The sequence below is a fragment of the Actinoplanes sandaracinus genome (genome assembly GCF_030009775.1).
Classification (GTDB): Bacteria; Actinomycetota; Actinomycetes; order Mycobacteriales; family Micromonosporaceae; genus Actinoplanes; species Actinoplanes sandaracinus.
The window spans coordinates 115673-134883 of the sequence record NZ_JASCTH010000018.1; the positions used below are offsets into that span (position 1 = coordinate 115673).

Genomic DNA, 19211 nt, shown 5'->3' on the forward strand with positions numbered 1-19211 from the left:
TCGCTATGAGGTGACCGACGCTGAGTGGGGATCCTTGTCACCGCATCTGCCGTCCGTGATCACCGGCGGTCGCCCGCGTGAGGACGACCGCCGGGGTGCTCCACGGCATCGTCAAGATGCTCGCCGCTGCTCAGGCCGCGGCGGGCGCGGACTGCGTCGATCAGTTCGGTCAGCCGCGTGACGGTGACACCCTCACCGCCGGTGCGGCCGTCAGTGGAAACGTCGACCTGCCCGAGGGGCAGCAGGTGTGGCTGCTGTGGTTCCACGGTGCCGGCAACGCGTACCACATGGTCGGTTCCTGCCGTGCCGGCCGCACGTTCACCTGCGGTGATCTGGGCCTGGAGTCCGGCGGCGACGACAGCACCCTGGTCGTGGTCGTCGTCGATCAAGGTGCCGGCCGGTCGTTGAGCGCGGGGAGTCCCGGGATGCGCTGCCCGCCCATGTGGCACGTAGTGAGGTGACGGTCCGCCGGGCCCCGGCGGCCTGAGGTCCACGGGCCCGTCTACTAGATATGCAAGATAATTGCATATTCGGCGAACGCGACCACGCACGCCCGCTCCGCGGAAGCCCTCATGCTTCGTCCTAGCCGCCCTCCTCGACGGGCGCCTGCACGGGTACGCCGTCGTCAAGCGCGTGCAGGAACTGTCCGACGGGCGCGTGAAGCTGGCCGCCGGATCGCTGTATTCGGTGATCGACCGGCTGCTCGGCGAAGGTCTCCTCGTCGCGGACGGCGAGGAGATCGTCAACCGAACTGCTGGAGATCCTGATGAGTGACGCCGCGCCCGGCCGCCGGTGGCCGGTGCCGAGGCAGGCCCTCGCGCTGGTGCGGGCCGCCCTGCGGGTGCGCTCCGGCAGTGCCGCGCCACGTCCCATGGCTGTGCTGGTCTGGCAGGGCGTGCAACTGGCCGCCATCGCGGTGCTCGCCCTGGGCGCACTGAAGGCAGTCAGCATTCTCGTCGAGGCCATCACTTCCGGAGGAGGCGACCTTCTGTGGCCCGTGCTGCATGAACACGGTCCGGCACTGGCTCTGGCCGTTGCGACCCTCGTAACTCTGGTTTTGAGCCGCCAGCGGCTGGCGGCAGGCTTGGTGCTCGCAACGATCGCAGTACAGGCCGCCGTTCCCGACTACCCGTCCGGTGGCGGAACACCACAGTGGTGGGCAGCGGTGGTGGCGGCCCCGCTGGTGCTTGCCGGCCTGCGCCGTCCGGCCGATGTTCCATCGGTCGGGCCTTGTACCGCCGTCGCGGTCACGGTGAGCGTGCTGGCACTTCACCTGGTGCGGATCGATCAACTGACGATGGGCGATGACCCGATGCCAGCTTGGATGGTGATCGTGAAAATCGTGGTACCGGCTGCCTTCCTGTGGGTCGCGACAGCGGACCGGCGAATGCTGCTCGCCGTCGCGCCTACCTTCGTTCTCTTAGGGCTGGAACAGATGACCCTTGAGGTGCAAAGGACGGGCCTTCTGCGCGTCGAAGCCGTCGCGTCACCAATTGTCGGTGTTGCCCTGGCGGCCGGCATAGCCGCAGCAGCACCATGGCGACACGCGCGTCTCTGACTGTCGCCATGACCTAGCTAGGCCGTGTCGCCAAAGGGTCATAGCCACTGCAGCAGCGCGGCGATGGTGATGGTGGCCTGGAACGACGTGCTCGTCTTGTCGTAGCGGGTGGCTACCGAGCGGCATTGCTCGAGGCGGTTGAAGCAGCGTTCCACGACGTTGCGGTGCCGGTAGATCAGTTGTTGAACGTTGGCGGGCGACCGCCGGGTGGCCCACGATTGCGGCGATGTCTCTGCAGGTCCGAGCGTTCCGGGATGGTGTGGGCGATGCCGAGGCGGCGCAGGTGGTAGCGGATCGCGCGGGTGCTGTAGCCCTTGTCGGCGATGACGTGATCGGGTCGGGTGCGCGGCCGCCCCGGCCCGATCCGTTCGACGCGCCGCGCGTTCATGACGTGCTCGAGGCGGGTGCAGTCGTTGACGTTGCCGCCGGACAGCACGAACGCCAGCGAGCCGGCACGTCACGCCACGGCGCGCCGGAACGGATCTTCCACACGATGCCGTTGAGTACCCGGCGGTCGTCCTCACGCGGGCGACCGCCGGGGATCACGGACGGCAGATGCGGTGACAAGGATTCCCACTCAGCGTCGGTCAGCTCATAGCGACGGATCACGCAGCACATCGTCCACGGCCATGGCCCTGTGAAGACACGGCCAAGCGGCGTTGTGCGCTGCGACGCGGGGAGGCGACGACCGTCTCAGCCGCGGCGATCTCGGCCTCGACTCCGAAGTCACCACCCGACAGCGGTCCAGAGGCCGGGCTGTGCGGCGACGTGGGCCAGGAGCGGGGGCGACGAAGGCGAAGCGGAATGCCGGCATCCTGACCGGCCCACGCGGGCCGGGCCGGCGGCACCCACTGGATCAAAGGACTTCGCCTCGATCGGGCTCACCCAACGGCGGCGGGCGAACACAGGCGGCGGAACGGCGAACGCAGCCGGCGGAACGGCGAGCACAGGCGGGAAAGCGAACGCGGGGCGGCGGATCGACGCGCAGGTGGCGGCCATAGAGCTCAGGCCGCAAAACGACGCAGGCAGCGACCGTCGAGCCCAGACGGCGCAACGGCGACCGCAGGCGACCGTCGAGCCCAAACGGCGGGACGGCGAACGCAGGCGGCGGAACGGCGACGTCCGTACCCGGAAAGGGTGTTGATCTCGAAGGAAGCCGGCGGAACAGGAAACGGTGAGCGAGCAGGAACGCTCGCCCACCGTTTCGCCAGTCGGGAAGGTGGGGTGGGGGGGGGGCGCCCCCCCCCCCCCCCCCACCTCGATCAGCGGGTGAAGGCCTGGAACTCGGCGATGCGCACGTTGAGCGCCTGCGGGCTCGCCGTGGCGCAGTCGGTGTTGGCGCGCGGGTCCAGGTCCTGCTCACCGGCGTAATCCGGCGAGCCGGTGCACTGGTTGGTGACCGCTTCGATCCGCAGGTGCGTGGCCGTGACGTCCGGGATGTCGAAGGACTTCACGAGCAGCTGCGGGGCCCGCGGGCGCGGGGCCACCGCCGGGAAGGCGTCCGGGCGGCTGGTGTAGATCGCCCTGAAGTCGGCCGGGGCCGAGCAGGTGACGGTGGCCGAGGCCGTGCAGGCCAGGACCTTGAACTGGCGCAGAGCGGTGTAGCGGTTCTGCCCGCCGGCGTCCACGTCGCCGGTGACGGCCGGGCGGAGCATGGCGCTGACCTGCACCCGCCGGACCCGCTGCGCGTCGCCGGCCAGGTCGACGGTGACACCCTTGCCGGTGACCGCGCTGCCGAGGGACGCCCAGTTGGTGGCCTCGTCGTCGTCGACGAGCCGGGCCAGGTTGACGCCGTCGCCGGTGGCGGTCGCTCCGCTGGTCGCCGAGGCGACGTTGCGGGGCAGTTTGACGGTCAGCTTCTTGGCGCCGCCCTTGAACGACTGCGGCGACACCCGCGCGTGGCCGTAACCGGGGGCCTGGGCGATGAACCCGTAGGACCCGGGCACCAGGTTGACCGTGTCGGGCAGCGCGGTGGCCGGGTCGGTGTCGGCGACCGCGACGGCCCGTGCCTGGTAGTCGCCCACGAACAGTTTCGCGCCGGTGACGGGCTTGCCGTTCTCGTCGACCGGGCGGAACGTGACCGTGGACTCCTTGGCGTGCGGCGAGCTGAAGCTGGGCGTCGGGTCGGCGTCGCCGGCTCCGGCGCTGGTGGCTCCCTCGCCGAGACCGCGCTTGGCGAACGCGTTCCACAGCAGGTCCTGGTTGGCGCCGCCGAAGCGGACCAGGTCCGCGCCGAGCAGCGCGTCACGGGCGTCGATCTGGCTGTTGGCGCTGTTGGCCATCAACAGGAACGAGTCGAACACGAGCTGGATCCACCGCCGGTTGCCGGGGCACGAGGCGACCGGCTTCTTGCCGACGGCGCACGCCTTCTGCAGGCCCGGGTTGCCGGCGCCGTAGCGCTTGATGAACGCGGACCGGATGTCGTAGTTGGTGGCGCTCCACACCTCGCCGGAGGCGTGCACCTGCAGGCCGACGAAGTCGTAGTCGACCGAGCTGTAGTTGAGCCGGTTGTTGGACATGTTGTAGTTGCGGATACCGGCGACCGGGTCACTGGTGACGTACTCGCCGATGGTGAAGCCGCGCTGGCCCTTCGGGGCGTAACCGTGCTCGGCCAGGTACTCCACGGCGAGCAGGTCGGACCAGCTCTCGCTCATGCCCTGCGGGGAGCTGAGCCCGGCGTTCGGGCCGGCGATCATGCGGTTGGTGATGGCGTGGGTGTACTCGTGCCCGATGACCGACATGTCGTAGTCGCCGTCGACGCACGGGGCGTAGAAGGCGCCGGCGATCGGCTGCCACAGGTACATGTTGGTGATCGGCGCCTGGCCGTCCGGCGGGGTGATCTGGTTGGCGTTGTTGCGGGCCAGGAAGTCGGGCGGGCCGCCGGAGATGCCGCCGGCCTGCGCGTTGCCCTGCTCCGGGTCGCCGCCGTCACCCTCCATGTTCCAGGTCTCCTCGGTGAAGCCGAGGAGGTACGACCAGTCGTGCATCCGGTTGTGCTGCACGAACAGGTTGGCGCGGGCCGCGTCGATGTCGTTGCGGGCGGGTGTGTCGAACGTGGCCGGTGAGCACTTCTGCTCCTGCCACTGGTTGGTCCACGGGTAGGTGTACTCCCGCGTCGGGCTCGGCGTGGCCAGTTCGGTGCCGACCGTGAACGGGTCGTTGGACAGCCAGTTGTGCACCGCGAACCCGTTGTTGCCCTTGGTCGTGTTGGTGGGCGTGCCGGTGGCCGGGTCGACGTCCCACGGCTGCGGCGAAGCCGGGCCGGCGACGACCTCGTCACAGCCACGCTGTGGCGCCCAGCAGAACCGCTTGCGGGTGTCGCGCGACGAGTAGTCGGTGCGCGGCGAGTTCGGGAAGACGTCCCACTCCGGGTTGTCGGCGTCGTGGTCGACGATGTTCTCGCGGACCAGGATGCCGCCGGTGCGCGCGTCGACCCAGGTGGTGTAGGCGACCGGGTCGGCGCTGGTCAGATCGGCGCCGAGGGCGACCTGGTAGGCGGCCCGGGCACCCTGGTCGGGCGTCGGGACGGCGACGAGTTTGGTGCCGAGCTGGGTCGGGTTCGTCAGGCCCGCGTTGGCGGCGGCGACGCGCTCGGCGTCGGCGGCGCTCAGGGTGGCGGGCTGCGGCGCGGCGGCGTCACGGGCGAGTGAGGAACTCACATACCAGACCTTGCCGTCCCGGACACCGACGGAGAGCAGGCCGTCACGGCCGGCTTCGAGGTCGCCGAACTTCTGGCGCAGCAGGACGATCGCGCCTTCGCCGAGTCTCTGTGTGGTGAGGACTTCGAGGGACGCGGCCGCGGCGGCGGTGATGCCGAGGACGTCCCGGTTGCGGTCGACATACGCCCTGGCAGCGGCCACGGGGTCGGCCGGAAGGCCGGTGGCGAGCGGCTCGGCGGTGGTGGCGGTGAGGCTGGCCGGGGTGCCGAACGGGTTCCACCGGGCGGACGCGCTCGCCTCGGCGGCGAGGGTCCGTTGTTTCGAGGTCGGCGCGATGCTGCCCTTACGGTTGTCGATGGTGTCGGCATGATCCTGGTCGCCGTGCACCTCCGGGGTCCCCGCCGTCTGGGCCGGGGCGGTGTGCGCCGCGACTCCGCCGGACCCTGGGGCGAGAACGAGCGCTGCTGCGACTAATGCTGCGGTGGTGCCCGCCATCGCACGGGATGGTGTGCGCACGGAACCTCCTTTAAGGACGGTCGTTACCGGTCTCTACGCATCCGATCGCACGAAAGCATGATCACGGGATGGGCCGAACGTCCAAAATCGAGATGCGTCGATCAGAGATCCGGGCGTCGCAGTCGCAGTCCGGCGAGGCTCCCGGCCAGTAACGTGACGCCCGCGATCAGCAGCGCCCCGCTGGATCCGAGAGCGCCGCCGGTCACCTCGAAGAGGAACTCCGGAACGGCCAGAGTGGCGGCGACGACGCCGCCGGCCAGCGTGGCCCATTCCCGGCCGCGGGCGTACGCCACGAAGCACAGCACGGCGACCACGGCCGTCAGCAGGTGCCCGACGTACACCATGCCCTCGTCGTCGAGGACCAGGATCTGCGGGCCGAGCACGCCGTAGGTCGCGGCCACCCCGAGGGCCAGCCGTCGCTCGGTGAAGGCCCGCACCGCGATCAGCAGGGCCCAGATCCCGGCCAGCGCCATCGTGCCGAACGCGAACGGCACGGTCTCGTCGGCCTCGGTCAACTGGAGCAGGCTGCCGTAACAGGCGAGCGCGGCCACGGCGACGGCGAGCTGGCCGAGGGCGCTGCGGACCAGCAGGTAGCTGCCGGCCGCGACGGTGAGCCACACGGCCGTGCCCGCGAGTGTGGCCGGATCGTCGCCGCCGACGGGCTTCACCGCCTGCAGGGCGGCCGACCCGGCCGCGACGGCGGCGCCGGTCAGCAGCGTGCTGGACAGCCGGCGGCGCACGTCGTCGGGGATCCGGCCGCGGGCCGCGAGACCCGCCCCGAACAGGATCGACGCTCCCACGACGAACACCAGGAAGCGTTGCCCGGCGGACATCTCGGCCCACTGGCGGCCGAGGCACAGCAGGGTCGCCCCCAGCACGAACGAGCCGCCGAGGTAACCGGCGATCTCGGCGAGGACCCGGCGCGGCGCGGCGGGCGGGGCCACGGGCGGGGCCGGCGCGACCTCCGCCATGACCGCATCCGCCTGGGCGCGGTCGATCGTGCCCCGTTCCACGAGACGGTCGAGGGCCGCGGTCAGCGGGTCGTCTCCGGGCTGCGCCACGCCGAACCTCCCCGAGAACGGTTGCCGGACCGGCTCATCATGCCGGTACCGTGCCCGTCTCAGGGGGCAGTGGCCGCCGGCATGCCGAGCGCTCATCCCCGCGAAGGCCAGCAGTCCGCCGTGGTTTCCGGCAAAACATGAAATAGTCTGAAAGATGCGGAAGGGCTGGCGTTTCCTGGCTGTGCCGCTCGCGGTGTGGCTGGTTCTGACCTGCGTCTGCGCGACCGTCCTGACGTGGGTGGAGCGCAGCACCCGCGACGACGCGGCGCAGCGATACCACCTGCGGGTCAATCTGGCCGGCGACTTCGTCACCGCGATCGTCGGCGACCTGATCACCCGGCAGCGCACCCAGGCGGCGGCGTTCCTCAGCGACGACTTCGTGTCGGCCCGCGACTTCACCCGCACGGTCGGCGGTTTCGGCTATCCGGCGGCCGTGCTCCTCGACTCCGAGGGCCGGGTCCTGCAGGTCATCCCACCCAACCCGGCGCTCGGCGGCCAGGTCATCACCGACCGCTACCCGCACCTTCGCTCCGCCGTGACCGACGGCCGGCCGGCTGTCTCCCCCGTGGTCCCGTCGGCTTCCCGGGGGCTGCCCGTGGTCGGGTTCGCCGTGCCCTTCGACACCCCGTCCGGCCTGCGTGTCTTCTCCGGCGCCGTGGACGTCTCGCACAGCCCGGTCTCGGCGTACCTGGCCACCGCCATCACGCTGGAAGGCGTGAAGGTACACGTCGTCGACGCCACCGGTGCGATCGTCGCCGCGAACCACACGCACCCGGACGGCGTGACACAGCTCCGCAACGAGGAACCACTCCTGGCAACGGCTCTGGCCGCCGCCGGCGAGGGCCGCTACCTGGAGAACGGTCAGTGGTGGCGGTACACCTCGCGGGCCATCCCCGGAACGCCGTGGACGATCTCCTCCACCGTCACCGAGGACGTGCTGTTCGCCGCCACCTCGGGCAGTCGCGCCGCCGGCCGGGCCGCCCTCGTCACCGCCGCCGCGGTCGGGCTGCTCGTGGTCGCCGCCACCGCCCGGGCCCGCCGCAACCGCCGCGAGCTGCGGTCCAGCGAGCAGCGGCTGCGCAAGGTCTTCGACAGCTCCCGCATCGGCATGGCGCTGTCCGACCTCGAGGGCCGGTTCGTCCGGGCCAACCCGACGCTGTCGCACATGCTCGGCCGCCCCGAGGCGGAGCTGATCGGCCGCAGCGTGGTCGACCTTACCCACCCCGACGACGTGGAGCCGGCGCTGCGCAACATCCGCGACTGCCGGACCGGTCGCATCGACGGTTTCGACATCGACAAGCGTTACCTGCACGCCGACGGCCACGTGGTCGAGGCCGCTCTCACCGCCAGCCTGCTGCGCGACGAGGCGGACCGCCCGCAGTACATCGCCACCCAGATCATCGACATGACCGAACGCCGGGCCCTGGAGAACGCCCGCCGCGCCGACGCCGCCGAACTCGCCCGGCACGCCGAACGCCTGGAACACGCCAACGAGCAGATGGCCGACTTCATCGCCATGCTCACCCACGACGTGCGCCAGCCCCTCACCACCATCGTCTCCGCCGGCGAGCTGCTGCTCGACGACTGGGCCGAGATGGCCGACGACACCCGCCGCCACTACCTGCGCCGGATGACGATCGCCGGCCACCGCGCCGACCAACTGGTCACCGAGATCCTCACCCTCGCCCAACTGGACGCCGGCGCCCTCACCGCCCGCCCGGCCCCTCTCGACGTCACCCACGCCGTCCGCGAGGCGGTCAACGCCCAGGCCGCCGACCCGCACCAGACCATCACGGTCACCGCCCCCGACGAGGCCATCGCCTTCGCCGACCCGGTCCACCTGCAACTGCTGCTGGGAAATCTGCTGGGCAACGCCATCAAATACGGCGCTCCTCCGGTCCAGGTATCGGTCATCCCCGACCAGGACCGCGTCGTCATCCGGATCAGCGACCACGGCGAGGGGGTGCCCGCCGCCTTCATCCCGCATCTCTTCGAACGCTTCACCCGCGCCGAAACCGGCGTGGCCACCACCAAACCCGGCACCGGCCTCGGCCTCTATCTGGTCTCGCGCCTCGCCCAGGCGTCCGGCGCGACCATCGCCTACCAGCCGAACCAGCCGCGCGGCGCGACCTTCCTGCTCTCCCTCCCCCGCACGCCCATCCCCATCACCGCCGCCCCCGCCGAACCCGGCCTCTCCCACACGGTCTCTTGAAAACCCTTCTCTCGTACGGCCACCGGCGTCGCGGGCGAACCATCGGCGTCCCGGACCACCACGTCAGGCCCAGCCCACCTCCCGGCCACCGGGCTGCTGCCGCCCGCCACAAGCGGGTCCTGCCGCACCGGTCAGCAGCGCTCGTCGCCGGCCTTTCCCCGCCAAGGCGATGGACCGGCCGGACGCGGGAGGTGCGTCCCGGCTCCCGCATACGGCGTCCCGAGCACGATCCGGTCATGCAGGCTGAGACGAGGGGGTCGGGTCCGGGACGGGGGCGGTCATGCGATGGGTGGCGGTGCCGGCGGTCCTGCTCGCCGCGGGATGCTCCTCCCCGGCGCCCTCGCCGCGGCCCTCATCGCCGCCCTCACCGCGGCCGTCCGCGCAGCCCGCGCCGCCGTGGACCGGCACCTGGGCGACGGCCGTGGAGGGTGGGGGCCGCTCCTTCGAGGCCCAGACGCTGCGGCAGATCGTGCACACCAGCATCGGCGGCGACATCGCACGGATCCGCCTGACGAACGAGTTCGGCGAGAATCCCCTGGTGGTGGCGTCGGTGAGGATGGCCCTGCCGGTCGATGGCGTCACCATCGACCCGGCCACCGACCGCCAGGTCACGTTCGCCGGGGCCACCTCCGTGACGATCCCACCGGGTGCCGCCGCGGAGAGCGACGATCTGGCCTTCCCCGTGCCGGCCGACGGTGACGTGGCGGTCAGTGTGCACCTGCCGACGGCGACCGGTCCGAGCACCCGGCACGGCATCGCGGTGCGCGACAACTACACCGCCCCCGGCGACCAGACGTCAGCGCGACGCCTCACCGGGGCGGCCAAGGAGACCAGCTGGTACTTCCTGGCCGGCCTCGACGTGCGCGGCGGTGAGGGGGCCGTGGTCGCGTTCGGCGCGTCGATCACCGACGGCCTGGGGTCCCGCTTCGGCGCCGATCAGCGCTGGCCCGATCTGCTCGCCGACCGGCTGCGCGCGGCGGGGCGGACGGTCGGCGTGCTCAACGCCGGCATCAGCGGGAACCGGCTCACGGTCGACGACCGGGGACAGAGCGCCGCCAACCGTTTCGAACGGGACGTGTTGCGGCAGCCGGGCGCACGATGGGTGATCATCTCGGATGACGCGCTCAACGATCTGGGCGCCGCGGACCCGCCCGCGCCCGCGGAACTGATCGCCGTGATCCGGGCTCTGATCGAACGGGCGCACGGCGCGGGGATCCGGGTGATCTGCTCGACGCTCACCCCGTACGCGGGCGCCGGCTATTGGACGACCCGCGGCGAGACCGGCCGCATCGCGATCAACACATTCGTCCGCTCGGACGGCAGTGGCTGCGACGCCGTCCTCGACCAGGACAAGGCGACCCGCGACCCGGCCGACCCGGCCCGCTACCTGCCCGAACACGACTCCGGTGATCACCTGCACCCGTCCGCCGAGGGTCTGCGAGCCATCGCCGACGCGGCTCAGATGTCCTGGTTCACCGGTTGACCTGTCACGCTCCGGCCGCCGGCGGACACCTCCGCGACACCGCTGTTCACGGGCTCTCCCGCCGCGGGTCCTCTCGCCGCGGACTCGGGAGCAGCGGTTCGCCGTTGAGGTGGGTCCGGTCGGCGAGATCCCACCAGAGGTTCCCGGTCACGGTCAGATAGGGCTGCCATTCACCGACCTGGCCGCCGTCCTCCAGCGCGTCAGCGACGGCGGTCAGATAGGCGCCCAGCGACGGCCAGCCGTCGGCGAAGTATCCCGGGTTGCTGGTCGGCGCCCATCCGAGGCGGCCGTGACCGGGCCCGTCCCGCAGGTCGATGACGTGAAGGGCGCGGTCAGCGTCGGCGAACGGCATCCAGCGTTCGTGCCGCCACGGTTCGCCGCCGGGCTCGTGAACGGTGAAGCCGTCGACCTCCGGGGCGATCTCCATCCGGTCCTCGTACAGTCCTCGATCCGAATCCAGGCCTCGGTGACGTCTCCCATCACGACAGGCTAAGACCGAGGCTCTGACAGCCCGCCCCCACCGTGTCCCCGTCGGACCGGAACTCACGACCGTTTCCCGGCGGGCCAGTCACGGCCGGGCCTGAGACCGACCGCTGCCACGTCGGCGGCACCGCGATCAGGCTCCGCGAGCGCGGCGGGCCACCACGCCGGAAGGGGCCGGGCGACGACCTTGCGGGCATCGCCCTCGACCAGTCCGAACATGCGCAGCAGGCTGACCGCGAGCCGATCGGCCCGCTCGTCGATCTCCGCCGGGTCGTCGACGTCGAGCCCGTGGTGCAGCACGCCCAGAACCGCACCCGCGACGCAGGCGAACGCCACCTGGTCGTCGTCGTAACAGAGCCGACCCACGTCTCGGGCATGCCGCAGATCGTCGATCGCATACGCCCCCGGATAGCCCACCCCGGCCCGGTCGATGATCCGCGCCAGCGACGGGTGGGTCCGGGGGAACCGGGCGGTGATCCGCACCGCCACCGCGAGCGCCTCGGCCGGGTCGGACAGGCCTGCGGTCGCCCGGGCGATCATCGCCCGATGCTCGTCCGCGACGGAGGCCACCGCCAGGTCGAACAGTTCCTGCTTGGACGGGAAATGGTTGTAGAAGCTGCCGAACCCGACATCAGCGGCGTCGGTGATCTCCTGAATGCTCACGCCCGCCGGATCACGCTCGACGAGCAGGGCACGAGCGGCCGCGATCAGCGCGGTGCGGGTCTGCGCCTTGCGCCGTTCGAGTCGGCCCACCGTCATGCCGCAAGTCTAGGCGCGCTCGCAACTGATGAAATCCTCAGTTATGATCCCACCATCATAAATCGAGGAGCATCATGACGATTCTGAAAAACGCGGGTCAGGCCGTACTCGGCTCGATCCTGATGTTCGCCGGCATCACCCACCTGACCGTGGCCCGCCAGGAATTCCAGGCGCAGGTGCCCGACTGGTTCCCGCTCGACGCCGACTTCGTCGTGATCGCCTCCGGCATCGTGGAGGTCACCCTGGGCCTGGCCCTGCTGACGATCTGGAAGCAGCCGGCCCGTGGCGTCCTCGGCGCCATCGTGGCGACGTTCTTCGTGGTGATCTTCCCGGGCAACATCGCCCAATGGCTGGAGCACAAGGACGGCTTCGGCCTGGACACCGACACCAAACGGTTCGTCCGCCTGTTCTTCCAGCCGCTGCTGGTGTGGTGGGCGCTGGGTGTGACCAGCGCGATCAGCACGATCAGGTCGATCCGCGCCGCCCGCACAAGCGCCACCCGCTGACGCCCCAGACGCCCCGTCCAGGCAGAAGCGACTCACCGATCCCGGTCACGCACCACCCGAGAGACGCTGCCCTAGGCCCGGCTCACCGGCTCACCGGCTCACCGGCGAAGGCCGTGCCGCCGGTGGATGATCTTCTCCACGATGCCGCCGGGAAGCAGCCGCCGCAGCGCGAAGACCACCGGCGCGTTACTCCCGACCGCATACCGGGCGGCGGGCCGGTCAGCCTCGACAGCGGAGACGATCGTCTCCGCCACGCGATCCGCTGTGATCCCGGCACGCTCGTTGCGGTCCAGCGCCGCCAGCATCCGCGCGAAGTCGTCCCGATAGACCGAGTCGGCCCCCACATACCTGGTCCGCCGCTCGCTGATCCCGGTGGCGATCGACCCCGGCTCCACCGTGGTCAGCCACACCCCGAACGGCGCCAGTTCCTGCCGGGCCCCGTTGCTGAACCCTTTGATCGCCGCCTTGCTGGCGACGTACGACGACCGGTACGCGAGCGGAAACGACGCCAGCATCGACCCGACCATCACGACCCGCCCGTACCCACGTTCACGCATCCCCGGCAGCGCCAACTGCGTCAGCCGAACCGGCCCGAGCACATTCACCTCGAAGATCCGCCGAAGCGCTTCCCCCGGCAGTTCCTCGATCGGCCCCGACTGGCTCTCCCCCGCGTTGTTGACCAGCACGTCGACCCCGGCGAGTGTCGCCGCGAGACTCTCGATCGACTCCTGGTCCTCAAGGTCGAGCGCGACGTACTCCACGCCTTCCGCCCGCTGCGCGGGTTTCAGCGCCTCCGGGTCGCGGCTGGTCCCCAGCACGCGATATCCCCGGGCGGCCAACGCCGCCGCCGTAGCCTTACCGATCCCGGACGAGGCCCCGGTGACCAACGCGGTGCGATTCATCGCCAAACCTTAAAACCCACGGGGTACGCCGACGCAAGCCACCGCCCCGCCGCCCGCCTCGCCCCGCAATCCCGCCGCCCTCGCATCCTCCCTGTCCCACGACTCCACAACCTCCCTGTCGCAGGGCCTCGCCGCCTCGCAGCCCCCTCACGGCCTCGTTGTCCCCTCACGCCCCGCTACGCGCCGCCGTCCCGGCATCCCACCACCCCCGCGATCTCGTGAGTCTGCGGTCGGTGACGGTGCCGGTGGTGCGAGTGAGGACAGGATGAGGGGCTGACGGCTGGCGGGCCGGTGGGATCGCTGATCATGTCGGTGGTGCCGGTGTGGTTACCGGGACACGGGCCGGGACACGCTTAGGGTTGGGGCGCTATGACTGTGCAGGATTCCGAAACCGAAACCCGTCCCTGCGCCCACTGCGGGCGCCCCGTGCCGCAACGCGCCTCCGCCGGCCGGCCGTTCCGCTATTGCCGGGACAATGACGGCGAGTGTCAGCGCGCGTCGCGGAATGTGCGGATGCGGCATCGTTCGTCGCCGGGGCTGGCGGGGCAGGTGGCGCGTACGTGGGAGGTCGTCGACCGTCTCGATCAGCTGGTCGGTTCGCTGGAGGAGGCGCTGCATTCGGAGATGTCTCCGGCCGGCGTCGAGCGGCAAGTCGCCGAGGTGCGGGCGGAGACGTCCGGCCAGGTCGCGGCCGCGCACGCGGAGCGTGACGACGCCCGTCGTGACGCTGAGCAGGCGGAGACGGCGGCGATGGCCGCGCAGCGGATCGCGGCGGCGGCCACCGCTGAGCGTGACGAGGCCCGCCAGCGGGCCGAGGAGGCGCAGCGTACGGCTGAGGAAGCCGTCAAGCAGGCGCGGGAAGCGGCTCAGGCCCGCGATGAGGCGGTCCGCGCGGCGACCGCCGCAGCGGCGCTGCGTGAGCGCGCCGAGGCCGAGCGGGACGCGGCGGCCGACGAGTTGGGCACGGCGCGGCGCGAGATCCAGGAGGTGCGCGGTCAGCGCGACACCGCCGAACGCGACTTGAAGACGGTCATTCAGGACGCCAAAGACTTCCGGGGTACGGCGGAGGAGGCGCAACGCCGCGCGCAAGAGGAACTGGCGGCCGCCCAGGAGGCGACGCAACGGCTGACCGCTGAGTCGGTCCGGGACCGGCAGCGCGCCGACACGGCCGAACATGATCGTGACGAGGCGGCGGAGCAGGCGCGCCGGGCCCGGGTGGAGGCGACGGCCGCACAGGAGACGCTGGCGACGGTGGTGGCCGAACGGGACGGCTTACGGCGTACCAATGAGGATCTGGAAAGGGCGGCGGACCGCGCCTCGCGCGAGCGCGCCGATCTGGAGCGTCGCCTCGCGTCCGCCCGCGCGGACGCCGATGCCGCGCAGGAGCGTGTCGCGCAGCTGACGTCGCAGGTCAGTGATTTGGCGTCGGCGTTGGCCGCACTGGGTGCCGCCCGCCCGCCCGCGCCGGCCCAGTCCACCGCCTCCAACAACAGCTGACCGGGCGCCGCCTTCCCCACCCCGCAGCTGTCAGCCGACCAGGCCTTCTCCAGCAGGGCGACACGGAGAGAAACGCGGAAGGACGGCGACTGTAGGACGGAATTCGGGGTATTGACCGTGGTCAGACGGTATGGAGAGCCAGCACTGGCGGCGACCGCGCGGACCGGGTGAACATTCTCACCAGGGGTGGCCGCTGAATTGGTCGCGCAGGAGACTTCAGTGGACCGCTGGGCAGCCGATCATTACAGTGCGCACACCGTTGGGTGACCGAAGGTTCCGCCGATCACGAGTGAATCCCGTCGAGTGACCGACATCGCACCATCCGCACAAGGGTCAAACAATCATAAAGTGGACCAAGGTCCATTCGGGAGCCGGTTCGGTTTGCCGTGTGGGGTGAGTGGGCGGTTACGCTCATAGCGTTAACACCGCCGATACAGGCGGTCGGAACAGACTTTGGCGGTCGTCGGGATGTCCGGCGGAGGAATCCCGGGGCCGCCCCTTTCGTTACACCAACGAGAGCAGCACCACGAGCGAGGGGAAAGCCGATCATGGGCGAACGCATGCTGCGCGGCAGCCGTCTTGGCGCAGTCAGCTACGAGTCCGACCGTAACACTGAGCTGGCGCCCCGTCAGACCCGTGAGTACCTGTGCGTGAAGGGTCACCAGTTCGAGGTGCCGTTCGCCGTCGACGCCGAGGTGCCGACCACCTGGGAGTGCAAGTTCGACGGCAGCGTGGCCCGTCTGGTCGATGGCAACGAGCCTGAGGCGAAGAAGGCGAAGCCGCCGCGCACCCACTGGGACATGTTGCTGGAGCGGCGTTCGATCGCCGAGCTGGAGGACATCCTCAACGAGCGTCTGCAGGAGGTCCGCACCCGCCGGGGTCGCTGACCGCACAACGTAGAGAGGCCGCTTCCCCGGGCAAGGGGAGGCGGCCTCTTCGCGTCCGCGATGATGCGGGCGCGGCCCGAGGCGTCCTGCCCGAGCCCGCGCCCTTTCACGCAGACCGCAACCCGCGCGCCTCGCTGAGGCGAAAGCTGCCCGGTTCACGCGGACCACATCCTGCCCGCCCCTCTGGAGCACAGGCCACCCGAGCCGCCCGCCTCACGCGGACCGCGACCTGTCCGCGTCGGTGAAAGCAGTCGGTAAGCAGTCAGTAAAAGCAGAAGGCCGCCTCCCCGTCTCGGGAAGGCGGCCTCGTGAATGCCTAGCGGACGATCTCGCCCTCGATGGCCCCGGCAGGCGGGCGCGGCTGGTCGTCGTCGACCACGACCGTCACCGGGTCGCCGTGGTGGACCCGCACCTTGCGCGGCCCGAACAGGTCGCCGGTGGCCGCGCCGCCGAGGCGGCGCTCGGCGAGGCGCTCGACGCCGCGACGGGCCAGGACCCGGCCGGGCGGGAACAGCAGGAGCAGGCCGCCCACCCCGGTGACGAAGCCGGGCAGGGCCAGCAGCAGGGCCCCACCGAGACCGATCAGGGAGTTGGCCGCCTCGGCGCCCGGCGGGCGGCCGGCGCGGGCCGACTCCTGGAAGGCTCGCCAGCCCCGGATGCCCTCACGCCGGAGCAGGAGGATGCCCGCCACGCTGAACGCGGCGAGCAGCACTGCCGCCCAGCCGAAATCGATGGCCTGCGCCACCGACAGGAAGACCACGAACTCCGCCAGCGCGAGAAGCGGGAACGCGATCGGTAGGTAGGCCAGCCTGCTTCGCCGCATCACATCAATCCTCCGGTGCCATGAGCCCGTCTCGCGACGGGCTCATCCAGCATGACACCTCACGGCCGGGTGGTGCCCTACCGCGGCTTGCGGCTGATCATGTTGCGGAGGTCCTCCTTGCGGGCCTGTGCGCCCCACACGGTGACCCTCAGCAGCTGTTCCTTGAAGATGTTGCCGCTCATCTTGCTGACGCCGTGTTCGCGCTCGGTGAACGTGATCGGCACCTCGGCCATCCGGAAGCCCTGCCGGTACGCGCGCCAGGCCAGCTCGACCTGGAACGAGTAGCCGGTGGATGCGATGGTCGCCACATCGATCTTGTCCAGAACGCCGATCCGGTATGCCCGGTAGCCACCGGTGGCGTCCCGGAACGGCATGCCCAGCGCCATCCGGATGTAGATGTTGCCACCGCGCGACAGCAGCAGCCGACGCATCGGCCAGTTGTGCACGCTGCCGCCGGCGATGTAACGGGTGCCGAGGACCGCGTCGTGGTTGGCGAGCGCGTCCAGGAGCTTGTGCAGTTCCTCCGGCGCGTGCGAACCGTCCGCGTCCATCTCGACGACCGCGTCGTAACCCTTGTCCTTGCCCCATGCGAAGCCGGCCTTGTAGGCCTCGCCGAGGCCCTCCTTGCCGGCCCGGTGCATGACGAAGATGTGGTCGTCCGCCTCGGCGAGCTCATCGGCGATAGCGCCGGTCCCGTCCGGGGAATTGTCGTCCGCCACCAGAATGTCGACGTTGGGAACCGCCTTGCGCACCCGCCCCGTGATCAGCCGGACGTTGTCCGCCTCGTTGTACGTGGGGATGATCACGAGGACCCGTCCCACTCCCGGGTAGCCTTCCGCCTCGCTCACCGTGCCTCCGAAACCGTCACGCCGTCACTGTCATCAATCACTCGGTCAATGGTTGCTCGCCGACGGCGCAGAAGCGCCGCACCGGCAAGGGCGACGACCGTACCAAAGACGATCGCCGCCTCGGGCCAGAGGCCCGAACGAGTCGCCAGCGTACGCGGTCCCTCAAGGCTCATGTCACGCACCACTACAGCAGCGGTGTTGAAACCGGTCGAACCGTGCACAGTGCCCTGCGCATCGACGAAACCGGACACCCCGACGGTCGAGACCATCAGCGCCTCCCGCCCGTGCTCCACGGCCCGCAGACGTACCATGGCGAGCTGCTGGCGGGCCTCGGCCTCGTTGAAGGTGGCGTTGTTCGTCTGCACGGTGAGCAGCTGCGCGCCGCCGTCGACGGTGTCCCGGACGATGCCGTCGTAGGCCACCTCGAAGCAGATGACGTCACCGAGGATCCCGGCGCCGGTGTCGATGACGCCGGGGCGTTCGCCGCCGAGCATGTTGCGGACCAGGTCGACCTTCTCGCTGACGAGGCGGGCCACCGAGCGCATCGGCATGTACTCGGCGAACGGCACGGGGTGGCGTTTCGCGTACTGCTGGGGGTGGTCCGGGCCGGAACCGGGGCGCCACAGGATGCCGACGTTGTAGATGTCGCCGGGCACGTCGGTGCGCTGCAGCGTGCCGACGAGGATGGGCGCCTTGATCGCGTCGGCGGCCGACTGGATCAGGCCGGCGGCGTCGGCGTTGCGCAGCGGGTCGATGTCGCTGGAGTTCTCCGGCCACACCACCACGCCGGGCTGCCTCTGCCGGCCGGCGGCCACGTCCGCGGCGAGCGCCTTGGTGGCGTTGACGTGGTTGTCGAGCACGGCCCGCCGCTGGGCGTTGAAGTCGAGGCCGAGCCGCGGCACGTTGCCCTGCACGATCGCGACCGTCGTGACCGGGCCGCCGGGCTCGGTGAGCGGCAGCGCGGCCGGCGCCGCGATCAGGGTCGCGGCGGTGACGGCGAACCCGGCGGCGGCCGGCAGGCCGCACCCCTGGAAACGGCGCCAGGCGAGCGCCACCAGGGCGCCACCGGCGACGGCGACGGCGAACGTGACCAGCGGGGCGCCGCCGTACGCGGCCAGGCGCAGCATCGGGGCGTCGCCCTGGCTGAACGCGAGCCGGCCCCACGGGAAGCCGCCGAACGGGGCCCGGCCGCGGAGGAATTCCTGGGTGGTCCAGACCAGCCCGGCCAGCAGGGGCCACAGCACCCGCCACCGGTCGATCAGCGGCGACAGCCAGGCCCCGGCGAGACCGGCCAGGGCGAGGTACAGCGCCTGGAAGACGCTCAGGATGACCCACGGCAGCCAGCCTGCGGCGATCCTGGTCCAGTCCAGCAGGGGCACGAACAGCACCAGGCCGGCGAGCAGGCCCAGCCCGAACCCGGCGCGCAGCCGCCGGCGGTGCACGGCGGCGGCGAGCAGGGCCACTCCGGCCGGGGAGAGCCACCACAGGTCGTACGGCGGTAACGCGAGCAGCAGGGCCGCACCCGCGGCCACGGCCAGCGCCGCCGCCACCGGCAGCCGCAACGGGCGCCTCGGCGAGGCCGCCACGGCATCCGTGCCGGGCAGCACCGGCGGAGGCATAGTCATTTCCACGCCAGGCAGGCTACCCGGCGATGAACAGGCACGACGGAGGGGCGCGGTCACAGTTTCGACCACGCCCCTCGGGTGCTTCCGTCTTTTCCCGGCCGGTGAAATCCGGTGACCTCGCCATGACCTTCGGACCGACCCGCTGCGAGCTGGCTGCCCGCGTCGTGCCGTTGTCTACTGGCCATGGACCTGGTCCCCGGAAGGGCCACCCGTGCGCGGCCCGCGCCGTGCCGCTCCGCGCTCCCCGCCCCCTGGACCTGGCTGAACGCGCGACCCCTGCGAGGACTGCGGCCAGTGGGTGAAGGAACGAAGCGGAACACGACCGCTCGCCGTGGAACAAGACTCGAAGACGGTACGTTGCGCCCCCGCCCGTCTGTCAACCGCGCGGCCCG

The 19211-nt window shown here is 71.0% G+C and carries 17 protein-coding genes and 1 pseudogene; 8 read left to right on the plus strand and 10 right to left on the minus strand.

Features of this window, described 5'->3' with window-relative positions; translation table 11 throughout:
- Positions 1-77: 77 nt before the first annotated feature.
- From QLQ12_RS26485 to QLQ12_RS26495, 3 genes are all read left to right on the plus strand, one after another.
- The gene (locus QLQ12_RS26485) at positions 78-461 is read left to right on the plus strand and encodes a hypothetical protein (protein ID WP_282763192.1); all 384 of its coding nucleotides are present in this window, start codon (positions 78-80) and stop codon (positions 459-461) included.
- 61 nt (positions 462-522) lie between these two features.
- On the plus strand, positions 523-774 hold the full coding sequence (locus QLQ12_RS26490; protein ID WP_282763193.1) for a PadR family transcriptional regulator: 252 nt from the start codon (positions 523-525) through the stop codon (positions 772-774).
- Positions 767-1558: a hypothetical protein gene (locus tag QLQ12_RS26495; protein WP_282763194.1), complete on the plus strand. Its 792-nt coding sequence runs from the start codon at positions 767-769 to the stop codon at positions 1556-1558. The genes QLQ12_RS26490 and QLQ12_RS26495 overlap by 8 nt, the downstream gene beginning before the upstream one ends.
- Positions 1559-1733: 175 nt before the next feature.
- On the opposite strand, the gene QLQ12_RS26505 is transcribed toward QLQ12_RS26495, so the two are convergent.
- From QLQ12_RS26505 to QLQ12_RS26520, 4 genes and pseudogenes are all read right to left on the minus strand, one after another.
- Entirely contained in the window at positions 1734-1994 is a 261-nt protein-coding gene (locus QLQ12_RS26505) for a transposase (RefSeq protein ID WP_407651582.1), read from the minus strand.
- Between the two features lie 5 nt (positions 1995-1999).
- A pseudogene (locus QLQ12_RS26510) lies at positions 2000-2164 on the minus strand (transposase); the annotation flags it as partial.
- Positions 2165-2820: 656 nt separating this feature from the next.
- The gene (locus tag QLQ12_RS26515) at positions 2821-5733 is read right to left on the minus strand and encodes a M36 family metallopeptidase (RefSeq protein WP_282763195.1); all 2913 of its coding nucleotides are present in this window, start codon (positions 5731-5733) and stop codon (positions 2821-2823) included.
- 101 nt (positions 5734-5834) lie between these two features.
- Complete coding sequence (locus QLQ12_RS26520; protein ID WP_282763196.1) at positions 5835-6794, minus strand: hypothetical protein; 960 nt, start codon at positions 6792-6794, stop codon at positions 5835-5837.
- Positions 6795-6948: 154 nt separating this feature from the next.
- On the opposite strand from QLQ12_RS26520, the gene QLQ12_RS26525 reads away from it, so the two are divergent.
- Positions 6949-9006, plus strand: coding sequence for a sensor histidine kinase (locus tag QLQ12_RS26525; RefSeq protein WP_282763197.1), 2058 nt, complete (start codon positions 6949-6951; stop codon positions 9004-9006).
- 280 nt (positions 9007-9286) lie between these two features.
- Positions 9287-10489 (plus strand): GDSL-type esterase/lipase family protein, encoded by a 1203-nt coding sequence (locus QLQ12_RS26530; RefSeq protein WP_282763198.1) that lies wholly within the window; start codon positions 9287-9289, stop codon positions 10487-10489.
- A 46-nt stretch (positions 10490-10535) separates the two neighbouring features.
- Here the strand turns inward: QLQ12_RS26530 and QLQ12_RS26535 are convergent, their stop codons facing one another.
- Both QLQ12_RS26535 and QLQ12_RS26540 read right to left on the minus strand, forming a co-directional pair.
- Positions 10536-10916 carry an SMI1/KNR4 family protein gene (locus QLQ12_RS26535; protein ID WP_282763199.1) on the minus strand — a complete coding sequence of 127 codons (381 nt, stop codon included), beginning with the start codon at positions 10914-10916 and terminating at the stop codon, positions 10536-10538.
- Positions 10917-11032: 116 nt separating this feature from the next.
- Complete coding sequence (locus QLQ12_RS26540) at positions 11033-11731, minus strand: TetR/AcrR family transcriptional regulator (RefSeq protein WP_282763200.1); 699 nt, start codon at positions 11729-11731, stop codon at positions 11033-11035.
- A gap of 74 nt (positions 11732-11805) precedes the next feature.
- Here QLQ12_RS26540 and QLQ12_RS26545 point away from each other — a divergent pair, with 74 nt between their 5' ends.
- Complete coding sequence (locus QLQ12_RS26545) at positions 11806-12237, plus strand: DoxX family protein (protein ID WP_282763201.1); 432 nt, start codon at positions 11806-11808, stop codon at positions 12235-12237.
- 98 nt (positions 12238-12335) lie between these two features.
- Here the strand turns inward: QLQ12_RS26545 and QLQ12_RS26550 are convergent, their stop codons facing one another.
- A complete protein-coding gene (locus tag QLQ12_RS26550; protein WP_282763202.1) occupies positions 12336-13139 on the minus strand; it encodes an SDR family oxidoreductase in 804 nt (267 codons plus the stop codon).
- Positions 13140-13652: 513 nt separating this feature from the next.
- Here QLQ12_RS26550 and QLQ12_RS26555 point away from each other — a divergent pair.
- Entirely contained in the window at positions 13653-14636 is a 984-nt protein-coding gene (locus tag QLQ12_RS26555; protein WP_328518308.1) for a coiled-coil domain-containing protein, read from the plus strand.
- Positions 14637-15184: 548 nt separating this feature from the next.
- Complete coding sequence (locus QLQ12_RS26560; protein ID WP_067693645.1) at positions 15185-15523, plus strand: RNA polymerase-binding protein RbpA; 339 nt, start codon at positions 15185-15187, stop codon at positions 15521-15523.
- 316 nt (positions 15524-15839) lie between these two features.
- On the opposite strand, the gene QLQ12_RS26565 is transcribed toward QLQ12_RS26560, so the two are convergent.
- From QLQ12_RS26565 to lnt, 3 genes are all read right to left on the minus strand, one after another.
- A complete protein-coding gene (locus QLQ12_RS26565; protein WP_282763204.1) occupies positions 15840-16346 on the minus strand; it encodes an FxsA family protein in 507 nt (168 codons plus the stop codon).
- A 77-nt stretch (positions 16347-16423) separates the two neighbouring features.
- A complete protein-coding gene (locus QLQ12_RS26570) occupies positions 16424-17194 on the minus strand; it encodes a polyprenol monophosphomannose synthase (RefSeq protein WP_282763205.1) in 771 nt (256 codons plus the stop codon).
- Positions 17191-18819 (minus strand): apolipoprotein N-acyltransferase, encoded by a 1629-nt coding sequence (lnt, locus tag QLQ12_RS26575; RefSeq protein WP_282763206.1) that lies wholly within the window; start codon positions 18817-18819, stop codon positions 17191-17193. Before lnt ends, QLQ12_RS26570 begins: the two co-directional genes overlap by 4 nt.
- Positions 18820-19211: the final 392 nt, after the last annotated feature.

Bases quoted from the DNA above. Each gene is read 5' to 3' on its own strand.
- QLQ12_RS26495 (WP_282763194.1), top strand. From the start codon at position 767: ATGAGTGACGCCGCGCCCGGCCGCCGGTGGCCGGTGCCGAGGCAGGCC.
- QLQ12_RS26525 (WP_282763197.1), top strand. From the start codon at position 6,949: ATGCGGAAGGGCTGGCGTTTCCTGGCTGTGCCGCTCGCGGTGTGGCTG.
- QLQ12_RS26530 (WP_282763198.1), top strand. From the start codon at position 9,287: ATGCGATGGGTGGCGGTGCCGGCGGTCCTGCTCGCCGCGGGATGCTCC.
- QLQ12_RS26535 (WP_282763199.1), bottom strand. From the start codon at position 10,916: ATGGAGATCGCCCCGGAGGTCGACGGCTTCACCGTTCACGAGCCCGGC.
- QLQ12_RS26540 (WP_282763200.1), bottom strand. From the start codon at position 11,731: ATGACGGTGGGCCGACTCGAACGGCGCAAGGCGCAGACCCGCACCGCG.
- QLQ12_RS26545 (WP_282763201.1), top strand. From the start codon at position 11,806: ATGACGATTCTGAAAAACGCGGGTCAGGCCGTACTCGGCTCGATCCTG.
- QLQ12_RS26550 (WP_282763202.1), bottom strand. From the start codon at position 13,139: ATGAATCGCACCGCGTTGGTCACCGGGGCCTCGTCCGGGATCGGTAAG.
- QLQ12_RS26555 (WP_328518308.1), top strand. From the start codon at position 13,653: ATGCGGCATCGTTCGTCGCCGGGGCTGGCGGGGCAGGTGGCGCGTACG.
- QLQ12_RS26560 (WP_067693645.1), top strand. From the start codon at position 15,185: ATGGGCGAACGCATGCTGCGCGGCAGCCGTCTTGGCGCAGTCAGCTAC.
- QLQ12_RS26565 (WP_282763204.1), bottom strand. From the start codon at position 16,346: ATGCGGCGAAGCAGGCTGGCCTACCTACCGATCGCGTTCCCGCTTCTC.
- lnt (WP_282763206.1), bottom strand. From the start codon at position 18,819: ATGACTATGCCTCCGCCGGTGCTGCCCGGCACGGATGCCGTGGCGGCC.